Genomic DNA, 18,831 nt, shown 5'->3' with positions numbered 1-18,831 from the left:
TTGTTTTCCTATTTATGGGGTATTATTCCCGTTTTCAAGGAAATAATTGATTGATCAAAGGTTCTGACCACTTTATTCTCTTGATATGGGTTTTATGCTGGTTAATTCTCAAGTTTATTTGCAGGTTAACAATAAATTAATACTGATTTTTTTGAATAATTCAGATAGTAAAGCAACAATAATTAACATCTTAAATTAATAAAAATAGTCGAGAATGTATCTAGTAAGGTTGACAATTTACACTCTTATAAAGAATTATCATAGTGAACCCGGATAGTCGTTGGTAGGCAAATTATGCACACAGTTGTTCTCGTTCTAGTTGAGGTGTTAATTGTTATTGGACTCTCCCGACTTGTCGGACTGGGATTCAAATCAATTAAACAACCATTGGTAATTGGCGAAATCTTCGCCGGTATCATGCTTGGTCCCTCATTATTTGGTTTAATTGCTCCCAATTTAGCACATAGCCTGTTTCCACCAGAAACAATGCCTTATTTGAATGTTTTATCGCAAATAGGGCTAATATTTTTCATGTTTCTGATTGGTTTGGAATTAAATCCCAAATATCTGAGTGGTAACTTAAAAACTGCCATTCTTATCTCCAATCTTAGTATTATTGTTCCCTTTGCTTCGGCTTTTGTCCTATCTTTACTGCTTTATCCCTTAGTTTCTAGTACCCATGTAAACTTTTTCCCTTTTGCCTTGTTTTTAGGGGCAGCAATGTCAATTACCGCCTTTCCAGTATTGGCGAGAATTATCACCGAGAATAACTTACAGGGAACTCGTTTAGGGACATTAGCCTTAACTTGCGCGGCTGTAGATGATGTCACAGCTTGGTGTATTTTAGCCATAGCGATCGCCGTTGCTCGTCACGGTAGCATTGATCAACAAGCTGTTCTCACCATTATTGAAAGCATTGCTTATATTGGCTTCATGTTTACAGTCGGACGGTGGTTTCTCAAACGTTTGAGTAAACATCATCGTCGGGCTGGGCGTTTGAGTCAATTGGTTTTGGCTATCATTTATATGGGAGTTGTTTCCTCGGCCCTAATTACTGAATTTATCGGCATTCACCTCATTTTTGGCGCATTCTTATTAGGCGCAGTCATGCCCAAAGATGAAGAATTAGTTAGAGAATTAGCCATAAAAACTGAAGATTTTGTTCTCATCTTTCTTTTACCAATCTTCTTTGCTTACAGTGGTTTAAAGACACAAATTGGTTTACTCAACACTCCTAAATTATGGCTATTATCTGCCTTGATTTTATTAGTAGCAATTGGAGGTAAATATACAGGTGCTTATGTAGCTGCTCGGATTAGTGGCATTGACAAACGCGAATCTTCAGCCTTGGGTTGGTTAATGAATACTCGCGGTTTAACTGAGTTAATTGTCCTAAATATTGGTTTAGAGTTAGGCGTAATTACACCCTTACTTTTTACCATGTTAGTAATTATGGCTTTGGTGACAACATTCATGACTTCACCATTACTGGAATGGACATATCCCAAACGCCTGATCAGATTAGATATGGTTGAACCAGAAGCAGAAATACAACCAGAAACAGCACCAGAAATCAGAGAACCTCAAATTATCCCATATCGGATGTTAGTCCCAGTGGCTAATCCCAGCGCCCAAAAAGGTTTGTTACAGTTAGCAACAGCGATCGCCGTTAACAACCGACAACCTGCTATTGTTTATCCCTTGAGTTTCATTGAACTAGAAGAAGACTATGGCTTTGAAAGTACCCCAACTGAAGCTGACAGACTCATTGCCGAACGTCGCCAAAAACTAGAAGAATTAATCAATACCCTAGAACCATCACTGACACGTTCCTGTATTCATCCCATAGTTCGCATATCTACCAATGTCGCCAGAGAAACAGCACAGATAGCCAAAATTGAACAACCAGATTTAGTTCTTGTCGGCTGGCATCGTCCAGCTTTTAGTAACAATCGTTTAGGGGGAAGAGTCGGACAAATTCTCAGCACTACACCAGTAGATGTAGCCGTATTTGTAGATAAAGGTGGCGATCGCTTAGAAAGTATCTTAGTTCCTTACTCAGCGAACATTCATGACGATTTAGCATTAATTATCGCCTTGAGAATGCTCATTAACCGTGATACTTGTATGTTACAAGTTTTACAAGTATTTACAGGCACTCATGCCCAAGACGAATTAAGTTATGAACTCAACGCCATGATTGAACGATTACCTAAGACTGTCCGCGATCGCATTGAAATCAAAACCGTTACATCCCCAGAACCAATCCAAGCGGTAGTTACAGCCTCAGAAAATGTTGATCTCACCATTGTTGGCACTAGCCGTCTGTGGGGAATAGAACGTCAAACCCTGGGAAGATACACAGATCAACTCGCCATCCAATGTCGTTCTTCATTACTCATTACCCGTCGTCACAGTCAAGTTACCTCACACCTTACTGCCCTCTTACCAGCAGTTAATGTCCAAGAAGTAACCAGTAATTCATAATTTTTACTAAGAGAACTCCACAAAAAATGAACTGCTTGCAGCAGCGCTTACGCTATCCAATCTTGTGGGATGGGCATCCTGCCCGTCCTTGTATTATTCAAACGTTAAAAGTCATAGCCAACAACACTTAGCCATTAGATATAATTAGATACCTACCAGATGCCAAAGCAAAAAACCACTGAATTATGAAAACTAGAACTAATCAAATTCTTCCATCTATTGGCGTAAGTTTATTTGGCTTAATTACTCTTACCCCTAACATCAGCATTGCTCAAACAGTCGCACAACTTAATAGTTGGGAATTTAACCCCAAAGCCCAGCAATTAGAAATCAACCTCTCCGCTACCGCAACACCAAAGTATTTTTACTTACCTCAACCACCACGTCTGGTTCTCGATTTGCCTAATACCAAATTAGGTAAAGTCCTTACCCAAAAAGAATATTCAGGTGCAATTCAGAGAATTCGTATTTCCCAACTTAATGAAAATATCACTCGGATAGTTCTTGATCTAGCACCAGAAACTCAGTTCCAACCCAACCAAGTACAACTTCAACCTCTTTCTCGACAAAAACCCACGCGCTGGGTATTAAAACCCCATATTTCTTATTCTCCCGCCAACAGTCTTTTACTCACACCGTCTACTACCCTACCACCATCCACAAACCTGACAACTAACTCCCAACAACCCTTAATCACAGTACCACCTTTAAATTCTCAAAACCCTCCACCAATTATCAATTCACCTCTGCCTTCCGCTATGTTGTCCACACCTTTAGGAAATAATAATATTTCCCCAAGTAACCCTAAAGAAATTCCCATTATCGAATTTGGTCAACCTTTACCCAGCCAAAAATTTTAAATTAACGGATTTCTCTACTGGTTTCTTCACCCAAAAATTTGTAACAATAGAAATTAGTTAGTTATTTTCTTCAATTTCTATATCTTTTGGCAGTTTTTAGATATGAGTAATTCCAGCAATTTTCGTGAAGCTTTCCGTGAGGCCAGAACTCATGGCATCATTGGGCCTAATGTCATCGCTAACGCCCTGCCCTATGTCGGTGGTGGATTGGTGCTGACAGCATTCGGAACTTATGGTGGTTTAGGTGTTATCCGCAATAACCCTGGACTCTTTTTTCCTACATTTATTGTAGCAGTAATTCTAGAGTTAATTTTGTTTTTCGTTGCCCAAAATGTGGCATCAAAAGGTAACAAAGCCCTAGCCTTGCCCCTATTGGGTATTTACAGTCTATTATCTGGATATACCTTGAGTGGCTTGGTATTTGTAGCTTTGAGAACCCAAGGGGTAGGTATTCAAGGTATTGCTATTGCTGCTTTAAGTTGTGGCATTACCTTCATTGTTGCCCGAAAAATCGGTTCTAACCTTTCGGAAGCAGACGGTATGGCTTTGACAAAAACCATTAGTTTGGGGATTGTTGCCTTATTGGTGGTTTGTCTGCTCCAATTTGTCTTTGCCTTGTTTGGTGTTTATACACCCAGTTGGTTAGAAATTGGTATCTCTGGTATAGGTGTATTTCTCTTTGCGGGAGCATCAGTAGTTGATTTTTACATCTTGCCCCGCACTTACCGCAATGATGAGTATTTACCAGCAGCTTTGTCAATGTACCTCACCTACATCAACTTATTTGTCTTTATCTTACGCTTGCTTATTGCTATCAATGGTCGTGATTAAGTAAATTGGGGAATTGGGTAGTTTTCCTAACTCCTGACTAGGGCTTGCTGATAGCGTAGCGTAAGCCATAGAAATCTTTTAATGAAGTAGGGGCGTATTGTAATACGCCCTTACTGAACCACGAAGGAGCGAAGGACACGAAGGAAGAAGGAAGAGAAGAGTTGGACAATTAGCCCTCGAATTTACGCAGTTATTTTTAATTAAAATGCCAGGGTTTTAAACGTCTATTGTTAATAATCTTGCACTTTTTTGAGTGTAAAACTCTGTAAACCTTTATCTATCACTGCTTTTGTTTTCTTTTTGCAAGCCCTAACTAATGACTAATGACTAATGACCAATGACTAATGACTAATGACTAATGACCTAATGACTAATGACTAATGACTATTTCATCTCTAACAAAAGCCACGCGGGGCGAGTCTACAGAAGAACTCGTTTTAACCGACTCAGAAACTCTTGATGAGGTTATTCAGTGTTTAGTAGAAAATTTTTCGATTGAAACGCAAGGAGCCTGTGACCAACAAACTTTATTCGAGATTCTGGTTAAAGCAGCCAGCACTGGAGACAGTATTGAAAACACAGCTAAATTGTTAAAAAATATTCCGACAGCTAATGATATTAGATATCATCTCAATAAAATTAACAATTTTGAGGAATTAGAAGCGCAAATAAATCAAGCATTAAAAAGTCGAATTCCTTTAGGATTAAAAAAAGGGTGTTTGAAAATAGCGATTGATTTAAATTTAATTTGTTATTATGGTCAACCAACATCGTCAGAATTACCCTACATATATCGAAGTGAAGCTAAATCTGGTACTAATTCATTTTATGCCTATGCCACTTTATATGTTATTAGTAATAATAAGCGTGTAACTCTAGCAATAAGAGGTGTTCGCCAATTAGATACTAGTGTGGCTTTAATTACTTATTTATTAGCAGAACTTGAATCCCTAAAAATAAATGTAAAAAAACTCTATTTGGATAGGGGATTTTTTAATACTCCTGTAATTAGATGGTTACAGGCATTAGATATTCCCTTTCTTATGCCTGCTATCAAGACTGGAAAAAAAGGAGGAATCAAACAATTCCTCAAGGGTAAAAAAAGTTATAAAACTACCTATACTATTACAAGAGACAAAGATGATTTTGTCACATTTGATTTATGGATCGTCTGTAAATATAGAAAGGGAAAGCATAAAAAGCATGGGGTTCAATACTTTGTTTATGTTGCTTATAAGGTCAAAACAAATTTAAATTATATCTATCAAGATTATCGAAAAAGATTTGGCATTGAAACCAGTTATCGTCTGAAAAATATTTGTCGAATTAAGACGAATAACAAAAATCCAGTCTTGAGATTACTATTCATTGGAATATCCTTTCTTCTAATTAACATGACTAATGACTAATGACCAATGACTAATGACTAATGACTAATGACTAATGACTAATGCTATTTAAAATCTTTCCGTATCTTGTGGACTTCCCACAGCCCCTGGTTGAGATAAAAAGAAATTTTGAGCCGATTCATTTTGATAAATACATCTAATATCTGGCTTTTCACTGTTTAAGTCACCCGTAAAGCCAAAGGTATTCAAACGATTCTTACATTCTCGTACCTGATCTGATGTTACAAGTTTTTTATTTTCCAAAATTGCCCAGTTATTTTGACGAATTACACATCCAGGACGGATATTTGGCTGGGCAACAAAGACATTAAATGGATTAAGAGTTACAAATAGTCTAGCATCCATCACCATGGCACTAGATCCAAACTGCACGCAAAGCTCAGGATTTGGCGCTCTGGTGTCAATGAACTCACGGGAAGCCACATTTGATGAACTCAAGGTAGTTGTAGAACTAAACGCAATCCCAATCCCAATTCCCAAAATCATCACCCCTCCTAAAAGGGCAATAGTAGCGAAGTTAAAGGTCGAGGATGAAAAAATAGAGGGTTTAGGAGTATTAGTTGATTTATTACTAGGTTTACGTCTCATTTTTGCTTTCTTACCTTCATGTCAAGAGTGGTTTTTTAATTTTTCCCTTATATTTAAGGCTTGCTGAAAGAAAGTAAAAGCGTTGATAGATAAAGGTTTACAGGGTTTTATAAGCAAACAAGTGCAAGATTATTGACAATAGATGTTTAAAACCCTTGCATTTTCACCTCTTCCTTCTTCCTTCTTCCTTCGTGTCCTTCGCTCCTATCCCTGACGGGACGCTCCGCGAACGTGGTTCAGTACGGGCGTATTGCTATATGTTCGTACTGATTTCTGTACGGGCGTATTGCTATATGTTCGTATTGATTCCTGTAGGGGCGTATTGCTATACAGCCGTACTGATTCCTGCCGTAGGGGGCGTATTGCAATACGCCCCTACCAACCTTAACGAAAAGACTTTTATGGCTTACGCCACGCTATCAGCAAACCCTATTTAAGTATGCCGAGTCTTGAGAATAATTATCCGCTATTTTCACTTTTAAAGAAAATTTAAAATAAAAAAAGCCCGCAATAGCGGACTTCCTTGATTTAAATAATCTACCGACTACTTGGTATTCTGACTCTTAGAAGTGTAATAAACCTTACTACCTGTATCGGGAACAAAATGACAACCGATAGCAGAATTCCATAAGGACTTCCAAACAGGTTCCTTTGACTCGTGGAAATACTCACCCATAATTGGTTTAATCGCTTCAGTCGCTTTTAACAAATTGTAATGAGGCATATTCAGGAAAATGTGGTGAGCAACATGAGTCCCGATATCATGGTGAATGTGGTTGAAAATTCCATAATCTCGGTCAACACTAGAAATTGCCCCTTTCAAAAAAGTCCATTCTTCACCACGATACCAAGGAATTCCGGGTTCAGTGTGGTGCAAGAAAGTCACCATATCCAACCAAATGATAAAGACAATGTATGGTCCAGCGTAGTATTTTAACAACGACATGAAACCAAATTGATAGGTGAAGAGACCTAGCAAAGCTACCATACTAATCCAAAGTGTGGTGCTAGTGATAATGTCCCATTTTTCTGAAGGCTTAAACAGTGGGCTGCTGGGGGAAAAGTGAGAACCTTCTTTACCAGGAGAACGCTTGAATAAATATACTGGATAAGCCAATAAGAACAAATTAAAACGCCCTATTTTTTGCGACAAAGGCATTTCATCATATTCCGATTCAGAGACAGGATACCAGCTTTCATCATTCTCCAAGCTGCCTGTATTTTTATGGTGGGTTCTGTGGCTAATTCTCCAACCATGATAAGGAACGAGAATGAAAGTATGGGTGATATGACCAACCAGATCATTTAACCATTTATGCTTAGAAAAAGATTGGTGTCCGCAGTCATGACCAACGACAAACAAAGCCCAAAACATAGTTCCTTGCATTACCCAGAAACCTGGCCAAAAATACCAAGAATCTAGATAATTAGCCAGTGCATACAACGCAGCAACAATGGCAACATCACGGAAGAAATAATAAAGTGATTTAGTCACGCTAGGCTGAAAACATTCAGCAGGAATTGCAGCTTTTAAATCCTGAAGAGTAAACGGTAATTTCTCTTGACCTTCAGAAGATTCAGCACTAGAGTTTTGATTAAACTGGATTGTATCTAATTGCACTGGGTTGGTTGGTTAATTGTAAATTAAAAATTATCAGTGAGGTAATATTTAGTTACCTCTAGAATGCAAACTGGAAAATATTGGCAATTTACCTAAACATTTTCAATTTTGGTTAATTGCCAAACTGAAAAAATTACCTATGAAATTAGAAGTAAGTAATTAATTCATACTTCAAAATTCATTACTGATGGTTGATTATCTCTCTTTGCGATATCCGTCAAAAGTAATATAACCTATATCAGTTTTGTAGAGTTGACATTCATTAGTTATTTTTTTCATCAAATCCCAGGAGAACTTATATTCATCATGCAGATAAGGACTCCAGTTTTCTTTGATACTGCTGTAAGCCAACCGTAAATTATAGGAAGGAATCGCAGTCGAGATATGATGGGGAACATGAACATTAATATCGTGACAAAGAATTTCTACCCAGCGGGGGTAATCACAATGAACTGTCCCGAATAACTGTGCTAAAGCTTCATTCCATTTCTCAGCAGTCGAAAAAGGAACATCTGGAAGAGTGTGGTGAACAATAGTGAAGGTACTCATCCAGAAATGGTAAACCATCCAGGGAATAACCCAGAATTTAAGAAAACCCCCAACACCAGTTGTGATAATCAGAGTTGGGAAAACAATAGCGGCAAAAGCAGCTACTACAGCCACAGAAAGCTTGACACTAGCTTGTTCTTTTTTCTGGAAATTGCGCCAATCAAAATGCACAACGGCCCAATGTCCAATTGAACCTACCCACCAGAGACGTTTACTAATAAACAACTCAAACACAGTCTGTCTATTTTTACCCCAACTTGCAAAAGTTTCTGTTCTAATAGGATGCCAAGCGTTATCTTCGTCTAGCTTATTGGTATGTTTATGGTGATGATTATGTTTAATGCGCCAGCTATGAAAAGGGTAAATTAAGAACATCATGAAGAAATGTCCCACTAAATCATTTACCCAGCGACGTTTCGCAAAGGAACGGTGAGCGCAATCATGGCCAATGACAAAAAAACCTGTTAAAGCAGTTCCTGTAAAAATCCAAGCTAGGGGTAAAAGAAACCAAGGGGAAATGGCTATGAAATAATAGCCTAATGCAGCCATAGATAAACTGATAATTACAGTTGTCCATGCTTTGCGGCTATTTTTCTGAAAACATTCCTTGGGTAGACTTTTGATAATATGTTTTAGTTTGATTTGGTCTTTACCAAGGTCTGTGGAGACCGCTTTTTCCTGACTTTTGATGATTGATGTAGTCATGAATACCTGAAAAACAACAGACTGCTAGACAAGGCTACTAAAAAAAGTAACTTGACTTGCAAAGTTTTGTAACATTAATTTCTGAGATTATAGCAACCTAAGAACCACTTAGGATAGATAGTCGGCAATTAAAATTTTCTTTCTTCAAAATTGCTTTGGTTATAAACACAAAAAGTCAATAGTTTCCAGCCAAAAAATGACGAGAAAACTATTGACTTTGAGCATGAAATCTGTCTATGCCTTTTTCTCTGCCAGTTTCACGTTTGTAGCTAAACCTAGTAATTGTAATAACTGAATAGTCATCCAAGTCATATCAATTTCCCACCATTCCAAACCATGACGAGCAGAGTATTGAAACGCATGGTGGTTATTGTGCCAACCTTCACCAAAAACTAGGATAGCAACCCACCAACAATTAGTTGACTGGTCACCAGAATCGTAAGTGCGGTAACCAAACTTATGAGTAGCACTATTTACTAACCAGGTACAGTGATAAACCCAAATAATTCTTACGAAAATTCCCCAAACCACCATTGACCAGCCCCCAAAGTAATAGAGGACTAAGCCCAAGGCAATTTGTAAGAAAATGAAATTTTTCTGTAAAAACTGATAAACTGGGTCATCAATAATGTCTTTAGTGAAGCGAGGAACTTGACTGTGAGCGGGAGCGAAATGAATCATCCAACCCATGTGACTCCACCAGAAACCTTGATTTGAATCATGGGGATCAGATTCGGTATCAGAATGTAAGTGGTGTATCCGATGTGTACCTACCCATTCAATTGGACCACCTTCACAAGATAGTGTCCCAAAAATCACCAATACATACTCTAACCATTTTGGTGTTTGAAAACTCCGGTGAGTAACAAGACGGTGATATCCCAAAGTAATACCTAAACCTCCAGTCACCCAGTAGAGCAATAAAGCAACACCTATTGCTCTCCAGCTAAAATTGCTAGGAATCAAGGCAAATAGAGCGCCGACGTGCAATGAAACGAAAAATAGGGTATTAACCCAGTTAATGGGAGGTTTAGAAGTAGCAATTGTCATGCAGTAACCTGAATAGAAATTGTGCAGCTTAGTCTGCGCGATCCGAAAATCCGCATATCTATTTTATGTTTTTGAATGAGGAAATGATGAACAGCTTTGAACAGTTGCGGGAAGCAGAACAGGCACTATTAGAAATTTTTTCTGGTATTGACGCTCAGGTCAAGCATAATCTTAAACAAGTATTAGATGCCTTTCGTCATCATCGAGTAGGCGCACACCATTTTGCCGGGGTAAGTGGCTACGGACACGATGATTTAGGACGAGAAACTTTAGATAAAGTTTTTGCCCAAGTGATGGGTGCTGAAGCTGCTGTGGTGCGAGTGCAGTTTGTTTCGGGAACTCATGCGATCGCTTGTGCGTTGTATGGTGTTCTTCGGCCTGGGGATGAAATGTTGGCAGTGGCAGGTTCTCCCTACGATACTTTAGAAGAGGTGATTGGCTTAAGAGGAAAAGACCAAGGTTCTCTTCTTGATTTTGGCATAAAATACCGCCAATTGGAACTAACTTCCGAAGGAAAAATAGATTGGCAGACTTTAAACACTAGCATTACTGAAAATACAAAGTTAGTTTTAATTCAACGTTCCTGCGGATATTCCTGGCGGCCAAGCCTCTCCATAGCCGATATCGAGAAAATTGTTTACATAGTTAAACAGCAAAATCCCCACACAGTTTGTTTTGTAGATAACTGTTATGGCGAATTCATAGAAACCCAAGAACCAACCCATGTTGGTGCTGACTTAATAGCTGGGTCATTGATCAAAAATCCTGGAGGAACAGTCGTGAGTGCTGGTGGTTATATTGCAGGTAAAGCAGACCTAGTAGAAGCCGCTGCTTGTCGCCTAACAGCCCCCGGTATAGGTAGCGAAGGAGGAGCAACCTTTGACCAAAACCGCCTATTATTCCAAGGATTATTTTTAGCCCCGCAAATGGTAGGGGAAGCCATGAAAGGAACATACTTGACAGGATACGTATTTGATAAACTCGGATATCCAGTCAACCCACCCCCATTAGCGCCCAGAGGAGACGTGATTCAAGCAATTAAACTTGGTTCAGCCAAAAAACTGATCGCCTTCTGCAAAGCCATTCAACAGTCTTCACCTATCGGATCTTATCTCGACCCCATACCAGATGATATGCCAGGCTATGAAAGCCAAGTAGTCATGGCTGGGGGGACATTTATTGAAGGCAGTACATTGGAATTATCAGCCGATGGTCCATTGCGTGAGCCTTATATTGTTTATTGCCAAGGGGGGACTCATTGGACTCATGTATCTATTGCATTAGAAGCGGCTATTGATGCTGTAGTAAATATAGAATGAGAATGAGATAGCTAAGAGGATGTTTGAAAGCTTTGGGCGAATATAATTCGCTACTACACAAGCGAAGTCCACCTGCGTGGACTAACCAATAATAAAGTTTCTTAACCCACGAAGGTGGGTTTTGTCTGTGTAGCCGCGACTTCCAGTCGCCAAGCTTCTTGTTCTTTCAACCTCTAAGGAAGTTGTTGACGCTGCGGACAAGATTCATCCAGAGTTAGCGCGTCACGCTACGCTATCAGACATTTTTAGCATTTATTTTATCTAACAAAAGACTTACCTTTTTCGCTCTTTCTGGTTGACGCTGTTTTTGCAATAATTCCTTTGCTTGAACTAAATTACTTTTTGCTTCAGTTTCCTGTTGTTCCTGCATGAGAATATTTGCTAAACGTAAATAAGCATCAGGATTTTTAGGACTGCTATCAATTACTTCACAGAATAACGCTTTTGCTTCGGGAATTTGTCCCTTGTGATTTAAAATATCTCCTAACAGCAAGCGTACCATATCATTGGTAGAGTTGATAGCAATGACTTTTCTAAAAACTATTTCGGCATTTTCATAATCTTTGGCTTGATAAAAATTGATACCCTTCTGAAATAAATTCGAGGTAATCAATGTTTTGATACTCAAATAACCAAGGATAACAAGACCAGCAATGACTACAGAAATGGCGATAATATCAGATGTGGGAAATGTTTCTAACATGAGTTTAAGCTAATAAACAGGAAATGGGGAAAATTAGATATTCAATAAAAAACAATTTCCAGATAAATTGATAGAAATTAGTAATTGCTTTTTTATCTTGTAAATCAACTCCAGTACCTTGCCACCACAAGACAATTAAAGTTACTGTATGGGTGATTAATACAAAAATGCTGTTAACTTCGGCAAGATGGAATAATCCTACTAAAATCATGCCGACATAACAAATTGTGATTACCCAAAGTGCGAGACTAAATACTTTTTGTTGTCCGAGTTGTAGGGTGAAAGTTGTGATATTGTAGGTTCTATCTCCTTCCATATCAGGAATATCTTTGAAAATAGCGATCGCAAATGTAAATACTAAGATAAACACCGTTAAAGCCCAAACTGCACCCGGTATTCCTTGGCTTCTTTGCAACACCCAACTAAAATGCAAAAACAAACCTAAATTAACAACTGTTCCCCGCACCGAAAAAATGCACAAAGCTGCCCAAAAAGGAAACTGTTTTAACCGAATTGGTGGTAAAGAATAAGCCGTACCAATTGCTAAACTTATGCCTACCATTCCCATTAAAAATGGTCCAGTTAGCCATGCTAAAGCTAAAGCAACAATCCCAGCAATAATAACAATTAATTGTCCTTGTCCTTTGGTAAATTCTCCTGACGCTAAAGGTAAATCAGGTTTATTGATTTTATCAATGTCAATATCTTCTAATTGATTCAAACCAACAATATAAATATTGCCACTTATGCAAGCAATCCATGTTGCTAAAATTTGACTAATATGCGAACTAGAAAATGGTGTAGAAGTGACACCAAGGGTAATTAAATATAACCCCAATACACTCAAACTTGTTCCCATAATTGTATGGGGACGGGAAAATTTCCAAAAAGAATAAAACCAATTTTTTGGAGAAATAGCCGAATTTTGTTGATAGAACTGATTCATTTTTTGTTATTTTTCTAAATTCTAAATTCTAAATTCTAAATTCTTTTGTCCCTCGTAATAATCCAAACCGAATTAATCCGCTTTCATAACCTCGACGCATTAACCCTAAAGATAATGCCCCCTGAATTGTAGTCCAACCAGCCATTAATAAACCTATAAACGCTTGCGGTGTAAAAGCCGAATCAATTACTACATTCCAGAAAGGAGCAACAGCGGTTGACCAATCAGCCGTGCGAATATTATTTAATGGTAATTGCCAAGCGATCGCTTCATACTCTGCTAAAGAAATAACATAGGGTAAACAATAAACTCGATAAATATCTTCTAACTGCTTTTGCTCATCCTGTGTCAGTGCTAATTTGTCTGTATTCCGATGACACCAAGTTACCATAATCAAAGTCCCACCGGGTTTCAACACGCGATAACATTCTTGTAAGAATTTAGTTTTATCTGGCATATGCTCACCACTTTCCAGTGACCACACCAAATCAAAAGAATTATCCTCAAAAGGCATTTCTTGAGCATTGGCAACCATGAATCTAGTTTTCTGACTCAAATTCATTGCCAAAGACCTTTCTGTCGCTCTAGCAGCTTGTACAGGACTGAGTGTAATTCCTGTTGCATTTGCCCCAAACTTATCAGCCAAGTATAAAGAACTACCACCAATTCCACAACCCACATCCAGGATATTTTCAGCGCCCTTAACATCTGCCCACTTTAGCAGTTCTTCAATTAAATCAATTTGTGCTTGACGGCGTTCTTTTACCTGTTTTCCATCTGCACCATAATAACCGTGGTGCATATGTTCCCCCCAAATTTGTTCCCACAAACCAGAAGAAGCATCGTAAAATTGCTGAATTTGTTTGTAAAGTATTTGACTCATAAATTTAGTGATAAAAAATGACAGGAAATTCAAAAAAAACTTATTTCTAGGCTACCATCTATGTTTTTAATTAGATAGGGATATTTTTCTACCTGGGAATAACTCATTAATTCTACCTTGGGAAGATGTCAAAATAGCCTAATACCTGAAAGTTTATTCATTTTTGATGTTTAATTATTATGACTGTTGCGCGGACAATTTGTTTGGGATTTGTCGCTGTCATTCTCTTAGGAGCCATTCTCTTGACAATGCCTTTCTCTACTGGTAATGGTAATTGGAATGATCCAATTGTTGCATTATTTACTTCAACTTCAGCGGTTTGCGTTACAGGTTTAGCAGTGGTAGATACTGGGACTGAATTTTCCTTTTTAGGTCAGTTGTTTATTGCCCTATTAGCACAAATTGGCGGTTTAGGTTATATGACAACTACCACATTTTTAATGTTGTTAATTGGTAGAAAATTTGATCTCAGACAAAAAGTAGCAATTCAACAAGCTTTAGACCGTCCTGGCATGAGTGGTAGTACGCAAATTATCCGTTCGATTATTGCGACTACCTTATTGTTTGAACTCACGGGAGTATTTTTATTAATGATAGTTTTTGTTCCCGAAAAAGGTTGGCAAGAAGGAACTTGGTTAGCAATTTTTCATAGTGTTAGTGCTTGGAATAATGCTGGATTTAGTTTATTCAAAGACAATTTAATGAGTTATCAATCTTCTCCTTTAGTTATTGTCACAATTGGCTGTTTAATCATCTTTGGTGGGATTGGTTATCAGGTAATTTTGGATATGTATTTGTGGTTACGAAATAGTTTTAGTTATCAAAGTAATCGCATCATCAAAAAAACAAGTTGTTTAATATTTTCCCTGGATTTTAAAGTCGCTACTAGCACAACATTGATCTTGTTAGTAGTAGGAACAATTGCCTTATTTCTGATAGAAATTAGAAACGATAGTACCTTGGGACAATTAAATTTATCTGATAAAATATTAGGAGCTTGGTTTCAGTCAGTCAGCACCAGAACTGCTGGTTTTAATAGTATTGACATTGGTAAAATGACTAATGCCGGGTTATTTATTATGATTGCTTTGATGTTTATTGGTGCAAGTCCTGGAGGGACAGGAGGAGGAATCAAAACCACTACTTTACGAGTGCTTACCAGTTGTACAAATGCAATTTTGCAAGGCAAAGAAGAGGTATTATTATATAATCGCAAAATTGCCATCTCATTGATTTTAAAAGCTGTTGGTGTGGTATTTGGTTCACTAGCAACAGTGATTGTTGCCACGGTTTTAATTAGTCTTACAGACCCCAAATTGGCTTTTATTCAAATTCTCTTTGAAGTCGTATCAGCCTTTGGTACAGTAGGTCTTTCCACAGGGATTACAGCTAGTGTTTCCACCGCAGCAAAATTAATTTTAATTCTCACCATGTATATTGGCCGAGTTGGTGTTTTATTATTAATGTCATCCATATTAGGAGATCCTCGTTCTACCAGAATTCACTATCCCGAAGAAAATCTCCTGGTTGGATAATTACCAATTACCAATTACCAATTACCAATTACCAATTACCAATTACCAATTACCAATTACCAATTACCAATTACCAATTACCAATTACCAAATTATGAACCTTTCATCATTAAAATTTCTTCGCAGTTTACGTAGAGACAATCACCAATTTGCTGTAATTGGCTTAGGTCGTTTTGGTCGTTCTGTCTGCTCAACACTGCATAATTTAGGTTATCAAGTGTTAGCTACAGATATTGATGAAAAACGGGTTTCCGAAGCCTTAAATGAAGAAATAGTTGGTCATGCGTTACAACTAGATTCAACCGAACCAGCAGCCCTGAAAGAAGCCGGAATTTTTGAGTTTGATACAGTAATTGTCGCTATTGGTAATTATGTTCAGGAAAGTGTTATTACTACCTTAAATGTGAAAGAAGGTGGTGTACCTCATGTAGTTGCAAAAGCTTCTAGTGAAGTTCACCGCAAATTATTAAATAGAGTAGGAGCAGATCATGTAGTATTTCCTGAATATGAAGCTGGTTGTGCTTTAGCACGCACACTGACTAAACCGGGAATTTTAGAAAGATTTGATCTTGACCCAGATAACAGTATTGTTGAGTTAATTGTCCCTGATGAATTTAATGGAAAAACCATTGCTGAACTCCAACTTCGTAACCGCTATGGTTTAAATATGTTGGCTGTAAGTCATGATGGTAAATTTATCATTAATCCCGAACCAACTAAACGTTTAGAAAAAGGTTCTGCCATGGTAGTAATTGGTTGCAATAAAGATATTAATCGTTTACCAATTTAAGGGAATGGGAAATAGGGAAAAACTTTACCAATGACTAATGACCAATGACCACTGACTAATGACCAATTATTTATTTGGTGTCAAATTAGGTAAAGTAATTTCTACAGGTTTCGGAGTATTTACAGGTGCTTCTTCTACAGGTGGAAGATTTGCGGGTGCTTGTTCAACAGGTGGAGTAGTAATTGCTGTTGTGCTACCTGATGGATTTACTGGTGATTTTTTAGGTATTAAAATCTGGGCAATTTGCTGCATTACTTGTTCAGTTTTGGCAAGTTGCTCAGTATTTCCCTCAAGTGTATACTGTTGACGAGCGCGTCTTAATGCTTGAGCCGAATCCTGCCAAGCACCTTGATTATATAAAGTTACTCCTAAATTATACTGAGCAGAGGTATTTTTGGGATTTTGACGAATTGCTTCTTTGTAAATATTAATTGCTTCGGAAATTTTACCTTGATTTACTAAAAGACTACCCAAATTATTGTAAGCTATAGCATTTTTGGGATCTATTTTCAAAACTTCCCGATAGGCAGAAATTGCCAATTCTACTTGACCTTCTTGTTGTTGAACAATTGCTAAATTAAAATAAGCATCTTTATTATTTCTATCTAAATTAATTGCTTGTTCATAAGCAGCAATCGCATCCTGACGCTGTTCTTGTTCATACCACAAAACTCCCAAATTATAATGGGCATTAGCTAGGGTGGGAGTGACTACTAAAGCTTGACGATAAGCTGTAATAGCGGCTTCTTTTTGTCCCTGTTTTTGTAAAGCTACACCCAAATTATAATAAGCTTCTCCCAAATTGGGATTTAATCTGATTGCTTCTCCAAATTCTTGGATAGCTAAATCTAGCCGATTTTGTTCTAACAGAATATTCCCTAAATAATTTCGCGCTGTACTAATATTAGGATCTCGCTCTAAGGCTTTGCGAAAAGCTATTTCTGAACCCTGAAAATCTTGATTATTATAAAGTGTCACTCCCTGCTGAAAATATATAGCTGCGTCTAAATCTTGAGAAACAACTTCTATTGCTAATAGCTTGTCATTGGGAGAATTAATAATTGCAGGTAAGGTGAAAATTAAAAATGCTGAAGAAGTAGAGACAATTACCGTCAATGCTTGTTTACATACAGCCTTGATTGGGTTTAGGTACGGATATTTGTGATGTTTTTGATACATATTTTACCACCCTTTAGTTATACTGAGTCTCATCTAAATTAGATTATCCATTACTTCATCAAAAATTCATAATTTAATACTTTTCCCTTCCGGTAAAATCAGCATGGCATCACCAAAAGAATAAAAGCGATATTCAGCAGCAATCGCTTGTTGGTAAATCTCCAATAATCTTTCTCTACCAATTAAAGCACTAACCAGCATCAATAAACTAGAACGGGGTAAATGAAAATTGGTAATTAAACCCTCCACAACTTGCCATTTATACCCAGGAGAAATAAATAAATTGGTCTTCCCCACATAAGGCTGTAAATCCCCCGATTGTGCCGCACCCTCCAAGGCCCTTACCGCTGTTGTCCCCACCGCAATAATGCGCCCACCAGCAGCCTGAGTAGCCCGAATTTGCTCAACAGTATCAGGGGGAACTTCAATCCATTCTTCGTGCATTGCATGGGTGGTAATATCTTCTACTTCCACTGGGCGAAAAGTACCGACACCGACATGAAGAGTAATAAAGGCTTGATTAATGCCACAACTACGCAGCTTTTCTAATAATTCAGGTGTGAAATGTAACCCTGCTGTTGGCGCAGCGATCGCTCCCTGAACATCCGCATACACCGTCTGATACTGTTCATCAGCAGCGGTAGAAGCCGTGATATAAGGAGGTAGGGGAATCTGTCCAAACTTCTCCAACACCTGTACTAAAGGAACTGCTGCGGGTAAATCGAACTGTAACAAGCGTCCCCCAGTTTCTGGATCTGATTCTACAACAGTCGCCCTCAATTCCTGTTGTTTTCCATCTTTCCCCGCTGTAAAAATAATCTCACTACCCACGGTAAACCGCTTACCAGGTTTCACCAAAGCCAACCAGCAATTATGTCGTCGTTCCTCCAACAGCAACACTTCTACCCCAGCCCCCGTAGACTTACAGCCGTACAACCGAGCGGGAATTACTTTTGTGTTATTCATCACAAGTAAATCCCCTGGTTTTAGCAGTTCCGATAAATCACGGAAAACGTGATGTAGCGGTGGTATAGTTTTAGCAGTTTCAGGAGAATCTACCACCAATAACCGCGAACTATCTCTAGGAACAGCAGGATTTTGGGCAATTAGTCCTGGTGGAAGTTCGTAGTCATAACCAGATAATAAACAATCTAAATTTACATCTTCCGCTGTTGCTTGTCGTATTTTTGGCTTCATATTAATTAAGTCATTGGTCATTGGTAATAGGAAAATTCCTGTCAACGGTCAACTGTCAACGGTCAACTGTCAACTGTCAACTGTCAACTGTTCCCAGATTGGGTAAATCTCCCCATAGAAAGACGGGTGCTTTTACCCTACCGGGAACTCCACTCCATTCACGAAGATAGATAAGTAGA

General features: G+C 38.2%; 16 protein-coding genes and 1 pseudogene. 8 read left to right on the top strand and 9 right to left on the bottom strand.

All coding sequences use genetic code 11. The features are described from left to right. The first annotated feature begins 294 nt into the window (after nucleotides 1–294). From EZY12_14695 to EZY12_14680, 4 genes are all read left to right on the top strand, one after another. On the top strand, nucleotides 295–2,487 hold the full coding sequence (locus EZY12_14695) for a cation:proton antiporter (GenBank protein QSX66091.1): 2,193 nt from the start codon (nucleotides 295–297) through the stop codon (nucleotides 2,485–2,487). A 185-nt stretch (nucleotides 2,488–2,672) separates the two neighbouring features. Next, entirely contained in the window at nucleotides 2,673–3,347 is a 675-nt protein-coding gene (locus tag EZY12_14690) for an AMIN domain-containing protein (GenBank protein QSX66090.1), read from the top strand. A gap of 102 nt (nucleotides 3,348–3,449) precedes the next feature. Then, nucleotides 3,450–4,178 carry a US12 family protein gene (locus EZY12_14685; protein ID QSX66089.1) on the top strand — a complete coding sequence of 243 codons (729 nt, stop codon included), beginning with the start codon at nucleotides 3,450–3,452 and terminating at the stop codon, nucleotides 4,176–4,178. A 380-nt stretch (nucleotides 4,179–4,558) separates the two neighbouring features. Continuing rightward, nucleotides 4,559–5,587, top strand: a complete 1,029-nt coding sequence (locus tag EZY12_14680; GenBank protein ID QSX66088.1) for an ISH3 family transposase — start codon at nucleotides 4,559–4,561, stop codon at nucleotides 5,585–5,587. 48 nt (nucleotides 5,588–5,635) lie between these two features. On the opposite strand, the gene EZY12_14675 is transcribed toward EZY12_14680, so the two are convergent. From EZY12_14675 to EZY12_14660, 4 genes are all read right to left on the bottom strand, one after another. Beyond that, complete coding sequence (locus EZY12_14675; GenBank protein ID QSX66087.1) at nucleotides 5,636–6,175, bottom strand: DUF3172 domain-containing protein; 540 nt, start codon at nucleotides 6,173–6,175, stop codon at nucleotides 5,636–5,638. A 544-nt stretch (nucleotides 6,176–6,719) separates the two neighbouring features. Beyond that, nucleotides 6,720–7,796, bottom strand: coding sequence for a fatty acid desaturase (locus EZY12_14670; GenBank protein QSX66086.1), 1,077 nt, complete (start codon nucleotides 7,794–7,796; stop codon nucleotides 6,720–6,722). Between the two features lie 195 nt (nucleotides 7,797–7,991). Continuing rightward, the gene (locus EZY12_14665; GenBank protein QSX66085.1) at nucleotides 7,992–9,050 is read right to left on the bottom strand and encodes a fatty acid desaturase; all 1,059 of its coding nucleotides are present in this window, start codon (nucleotides 9,048–9,050) and stop codon (nucleotides 7,992–7,994) included. A 234-nt stretch (nucleotides 9,051–9,284) separates the two neighbouring features. After that, complete coding sequence (locus tag EZY12_14660; protein ID QSX66084.1) at nucleotides 9,285–10,100, bottom strand: acyl-CoA desaturase; 816 nt, start codon at nucleotides 10,098–10,100, stop codon at nucleotides 9,285–9,287. An 86-nt stretch (nucleotides 10,101–10,186) separates the two neighbouring features. On the opposite strand from EZY12_14660, the gene EZY12_14655 reads away from it, so the two are divergent. Further along, nucleotides 10,187–11,419 (top strand): methionine gamma-lyase family protein, encoded by a 1,233-nt coding sequence (locus EZY12_14655; GenBank protein ID QSX70678.1) that lies wholly within the window; start codon nucleotides 10,187–10,189, stop codon nucleotides 11,417–11,419. Nucleotides 11,420–11,654: 235 nt separating this feature from the next. On the opposite strand, the gene EZY12_14650 is transcribed toward EZY12_14655, so the two are convergent. The 3 genes from EZY12_14650 to EZY12_14640 are packed head-to-tail and all read right to left on the bottom strand — an operon-like array spanning nucleotide 11,655 to nucleotide 13,951. Beyond that, on the bottom strand, nucleotides 11,655–12,122 hold the full coding sequence (locus EZY12_14650; GenBank protein ID QSX66083.1) for a hypothetical protein: 468 nt from the start codon (nucleotides 12,120–12,122) through the stop codon (nucleotides 11,655–11,657). A 4-nt stretch (nucleotides 12,123–12,126) separates the two neighbouring features. Further along, nucleotides 12,127–13,068: a homogentisate phytyltransferase gene (locus tag EZY12_14645; GenBank protein QSX66082.1), complete on the bottom strand. Its 942-nt coding sequence runs from the start codon at nucleotides 13,066–13,068 to the stop codon at nucleotides 12,127–12,129. A gap of 28 nt (nucleotides 13,069–13,096) precedes the next feature. Beyond that, the gene (locus tag EZY12_14640; GenBank protein ID QSX66081.1) at nucleotides 13,097–13,951 is read right to left on the bottom strand and encodes a methyltransferase domain-containing protein; all 855 of its coding nucleotides are present in this window, start codon (nucleotides 13,949–13,951) and stop codon (nucleotides 13,097–13,099) included. A 179-nt stretch (nucleotides 13,952–14,130) separates the two neighbouring features. Between EZY12_14640 and EZY12_14635 the strand changes: the two genes are divergently transcribed. The 3 genes and pseudogenes from EZY12_14635 (at nucleotide 14,131) to EZY12_14625 (ending at nucleotide 16,276) form a co-directional block, all read left to right on the top strand. Further along, nucleotides 14,131–15,486, top strand: coding sequence for an ATPase (locus EZY12_14635; protein QSX66080.1), 1,356 nt, complete (start codon nucleotides 14,131–14,133; stop codon nucleotides 15,484–15,486). Next, nucleotides 15,479–15,580: pseudogene (locus EZY12_14630) on the top strand (alpha/beta hydrolase). Before EZY12_14635 ends, EZY12_14630 begins: the two are co-directional and overlap by 8 nt. Then, complete coding sequence (locus EZY12_14625; GenBank protein QSX70677.1) at nucleotides 15,581–16,276, top strand: TrkA family potassium uptake protein; 696 nt, start codon at nucleotides 15,581–15,583, stop codon at nucleotides 16,274–16,276. A gap of 66 nt (nucleotides 16,277–16,342) precedes the next feature. Here EZY12_14625 and EZY12_14620 read toward each other — a convergent pair whose 3' ends face one another. Together EZY12_14620 and queA are read right to left on the bottom strand one after the other, a co-directional pair. After that, on the bottom strand, nucleotides 16,343–17,455 hold the full coding sequence (locus EZY12_14620; GenBank protein QSX66079.1) for a tetratricopeptide repeat protein: 1,113 nt from the start codon (nucleotides 17,453–17,455) through the stop codon (nucleotides 16,343–16,345). Between the two features lie 66 nt (nucleotides 17,456–17,521). Then, nucleotides 17,522–18,652 carry a tRNA preQ1(34) S-adenosylmethionine ribosyltransferase-isomerase QueA gene (gene queA / locus EZY12_14615; GenBank protein QSX66078.1) on the bottom strand — a complete coding sequence of 377 codons (1,131 nt, stop codon included), beginning with the start codon at nucleotides 18,650–18,652 and terminating at the stop codon, nucleotides 17,522–17,524. Nucleotides 18,653–18,831: the final 179 nt, after the last annotated feature.

This window comes from Dolichospermum sp. DET69 (assembly GCA_017355425.1).
Lineage (GTDB): Bacteria > Cyanobacteriota > Cyanobacteriia > Cyanobacteriales > Nostocaceae > Dolichospermum.
Note: the sequence above shows the minus strand (reverse complement) of the source record. Positions and strands in the feature narration are given on the sequence as shown.

What these genes read in the sequence shown, in the direction of transcription:
- EZY12_14695 (QSX66091.1), top strand. Translation starts at nt 295, where the DNA reads ATGCACACAGTTGTTCTCGTTCTAGTTGAGGTGTTAATTGTTATTGGA.
- EZY12_14690 (QSX66090.1), top strand. Translation starts at nt 2,673, where the DNA reads ATGAAAACTAGAACTAATCAAATTCTTCCATCTATTGGCGTAAGTTTA.
- EZY12_14685 (QSX66089.1), top strand. Translation starts at nt 3,450, where the DNA reads ATGAGTAATTCCAGCAATTTTCGTGAAGCTTTCCGTGAGGCCAGAACT.
- EZY12_14680 (QSX66088.1), top strand. Translation starts at nt 4,559, where the DNA reads ATGACTATTTCATCTCTAACAAAAGCCACGCGGGGCGAGTCTACAGAA.
- EZY12_14675 (QSX66087.1), bottom strand. Translation starts at nt 6,175, where the DNA reads ATGAGACGTAAACCTAGTAATAAATCAACTAATACTCCTAAACCCTCT.
- EZY12_14665 (QSX66085.1), bottom strand. Translation starts at nt 9,050, where the DNA reads ATGACTACATCAATCATCAAAAGTCAGGAAAAAGCGGTCTCCACAGAC.
- EZY12_14660 (QSX66084.1), bottom strand. Translation starts at nt 10,100, where the DNA reads ATGACAATTGCTACTTCTAAACCTCCCATTAACTGGGTTAATACCCTA.
- EZY12_14655 (QSX70678.1), top strand. Translation starts at nt 10,187, where the DNA reads ATGAACAGCTTTGAACAGTTGCGGGAAGCAGAACAGGCACTATTAGAA.
- EZY12_14650 (QSX66083.1), bottom strand. Translation starts at nt 12,122, where the DNA reads ATGTTAGAAACATTTCCCACATCTGATATTATCGCCATTTCTGTAGTC.
- EZY12_14645 (QSX66082.1), bottom strand. Translation starts at nt 13,068, where the DNA reads ATGAATCAGTTCTATCAACAAAATTCGGCTATTTCTCCAAAAAATTGG.
- EZY12_14640 (QSX66081.1), bottom strand. Translation starts at nt 13,951, where the DNA reads ATGAGTCAAATACTTTACAAACAAATTCAGCAATTTTACGATGCTTCT.
- EZY12_14635 (QSX66080.1), top strand. Translation starts at nt 14,131, where the DNA reads ATGACTGTTGCGCGGACAATTTGTTTGGGATTTGTCGCTGTCATTCTC.
- EZY12_14625 (QSX70677.1), top strand. Translation starts at nt 15,581, where the DNA reads ATGAACCTTTCATCATTAAAATTTCTTCGCAGTTTACGTAGAGACAAT.
- EZY12_14620 (QSX66079.1), bottom strand. Translation starts at nt 17,455, where the DNA reads ATGTATCAAAAACATCACAAATATCCGTACCTAAACCCAATCAAGGCT.
- queA (QSX66078.1), bottom strand. Translation starts at nt 18,652, where the DNA reads ATGAAGCCAAAAATACGACAAGCAACAGCGGAAGATGTAAATTTAGAT.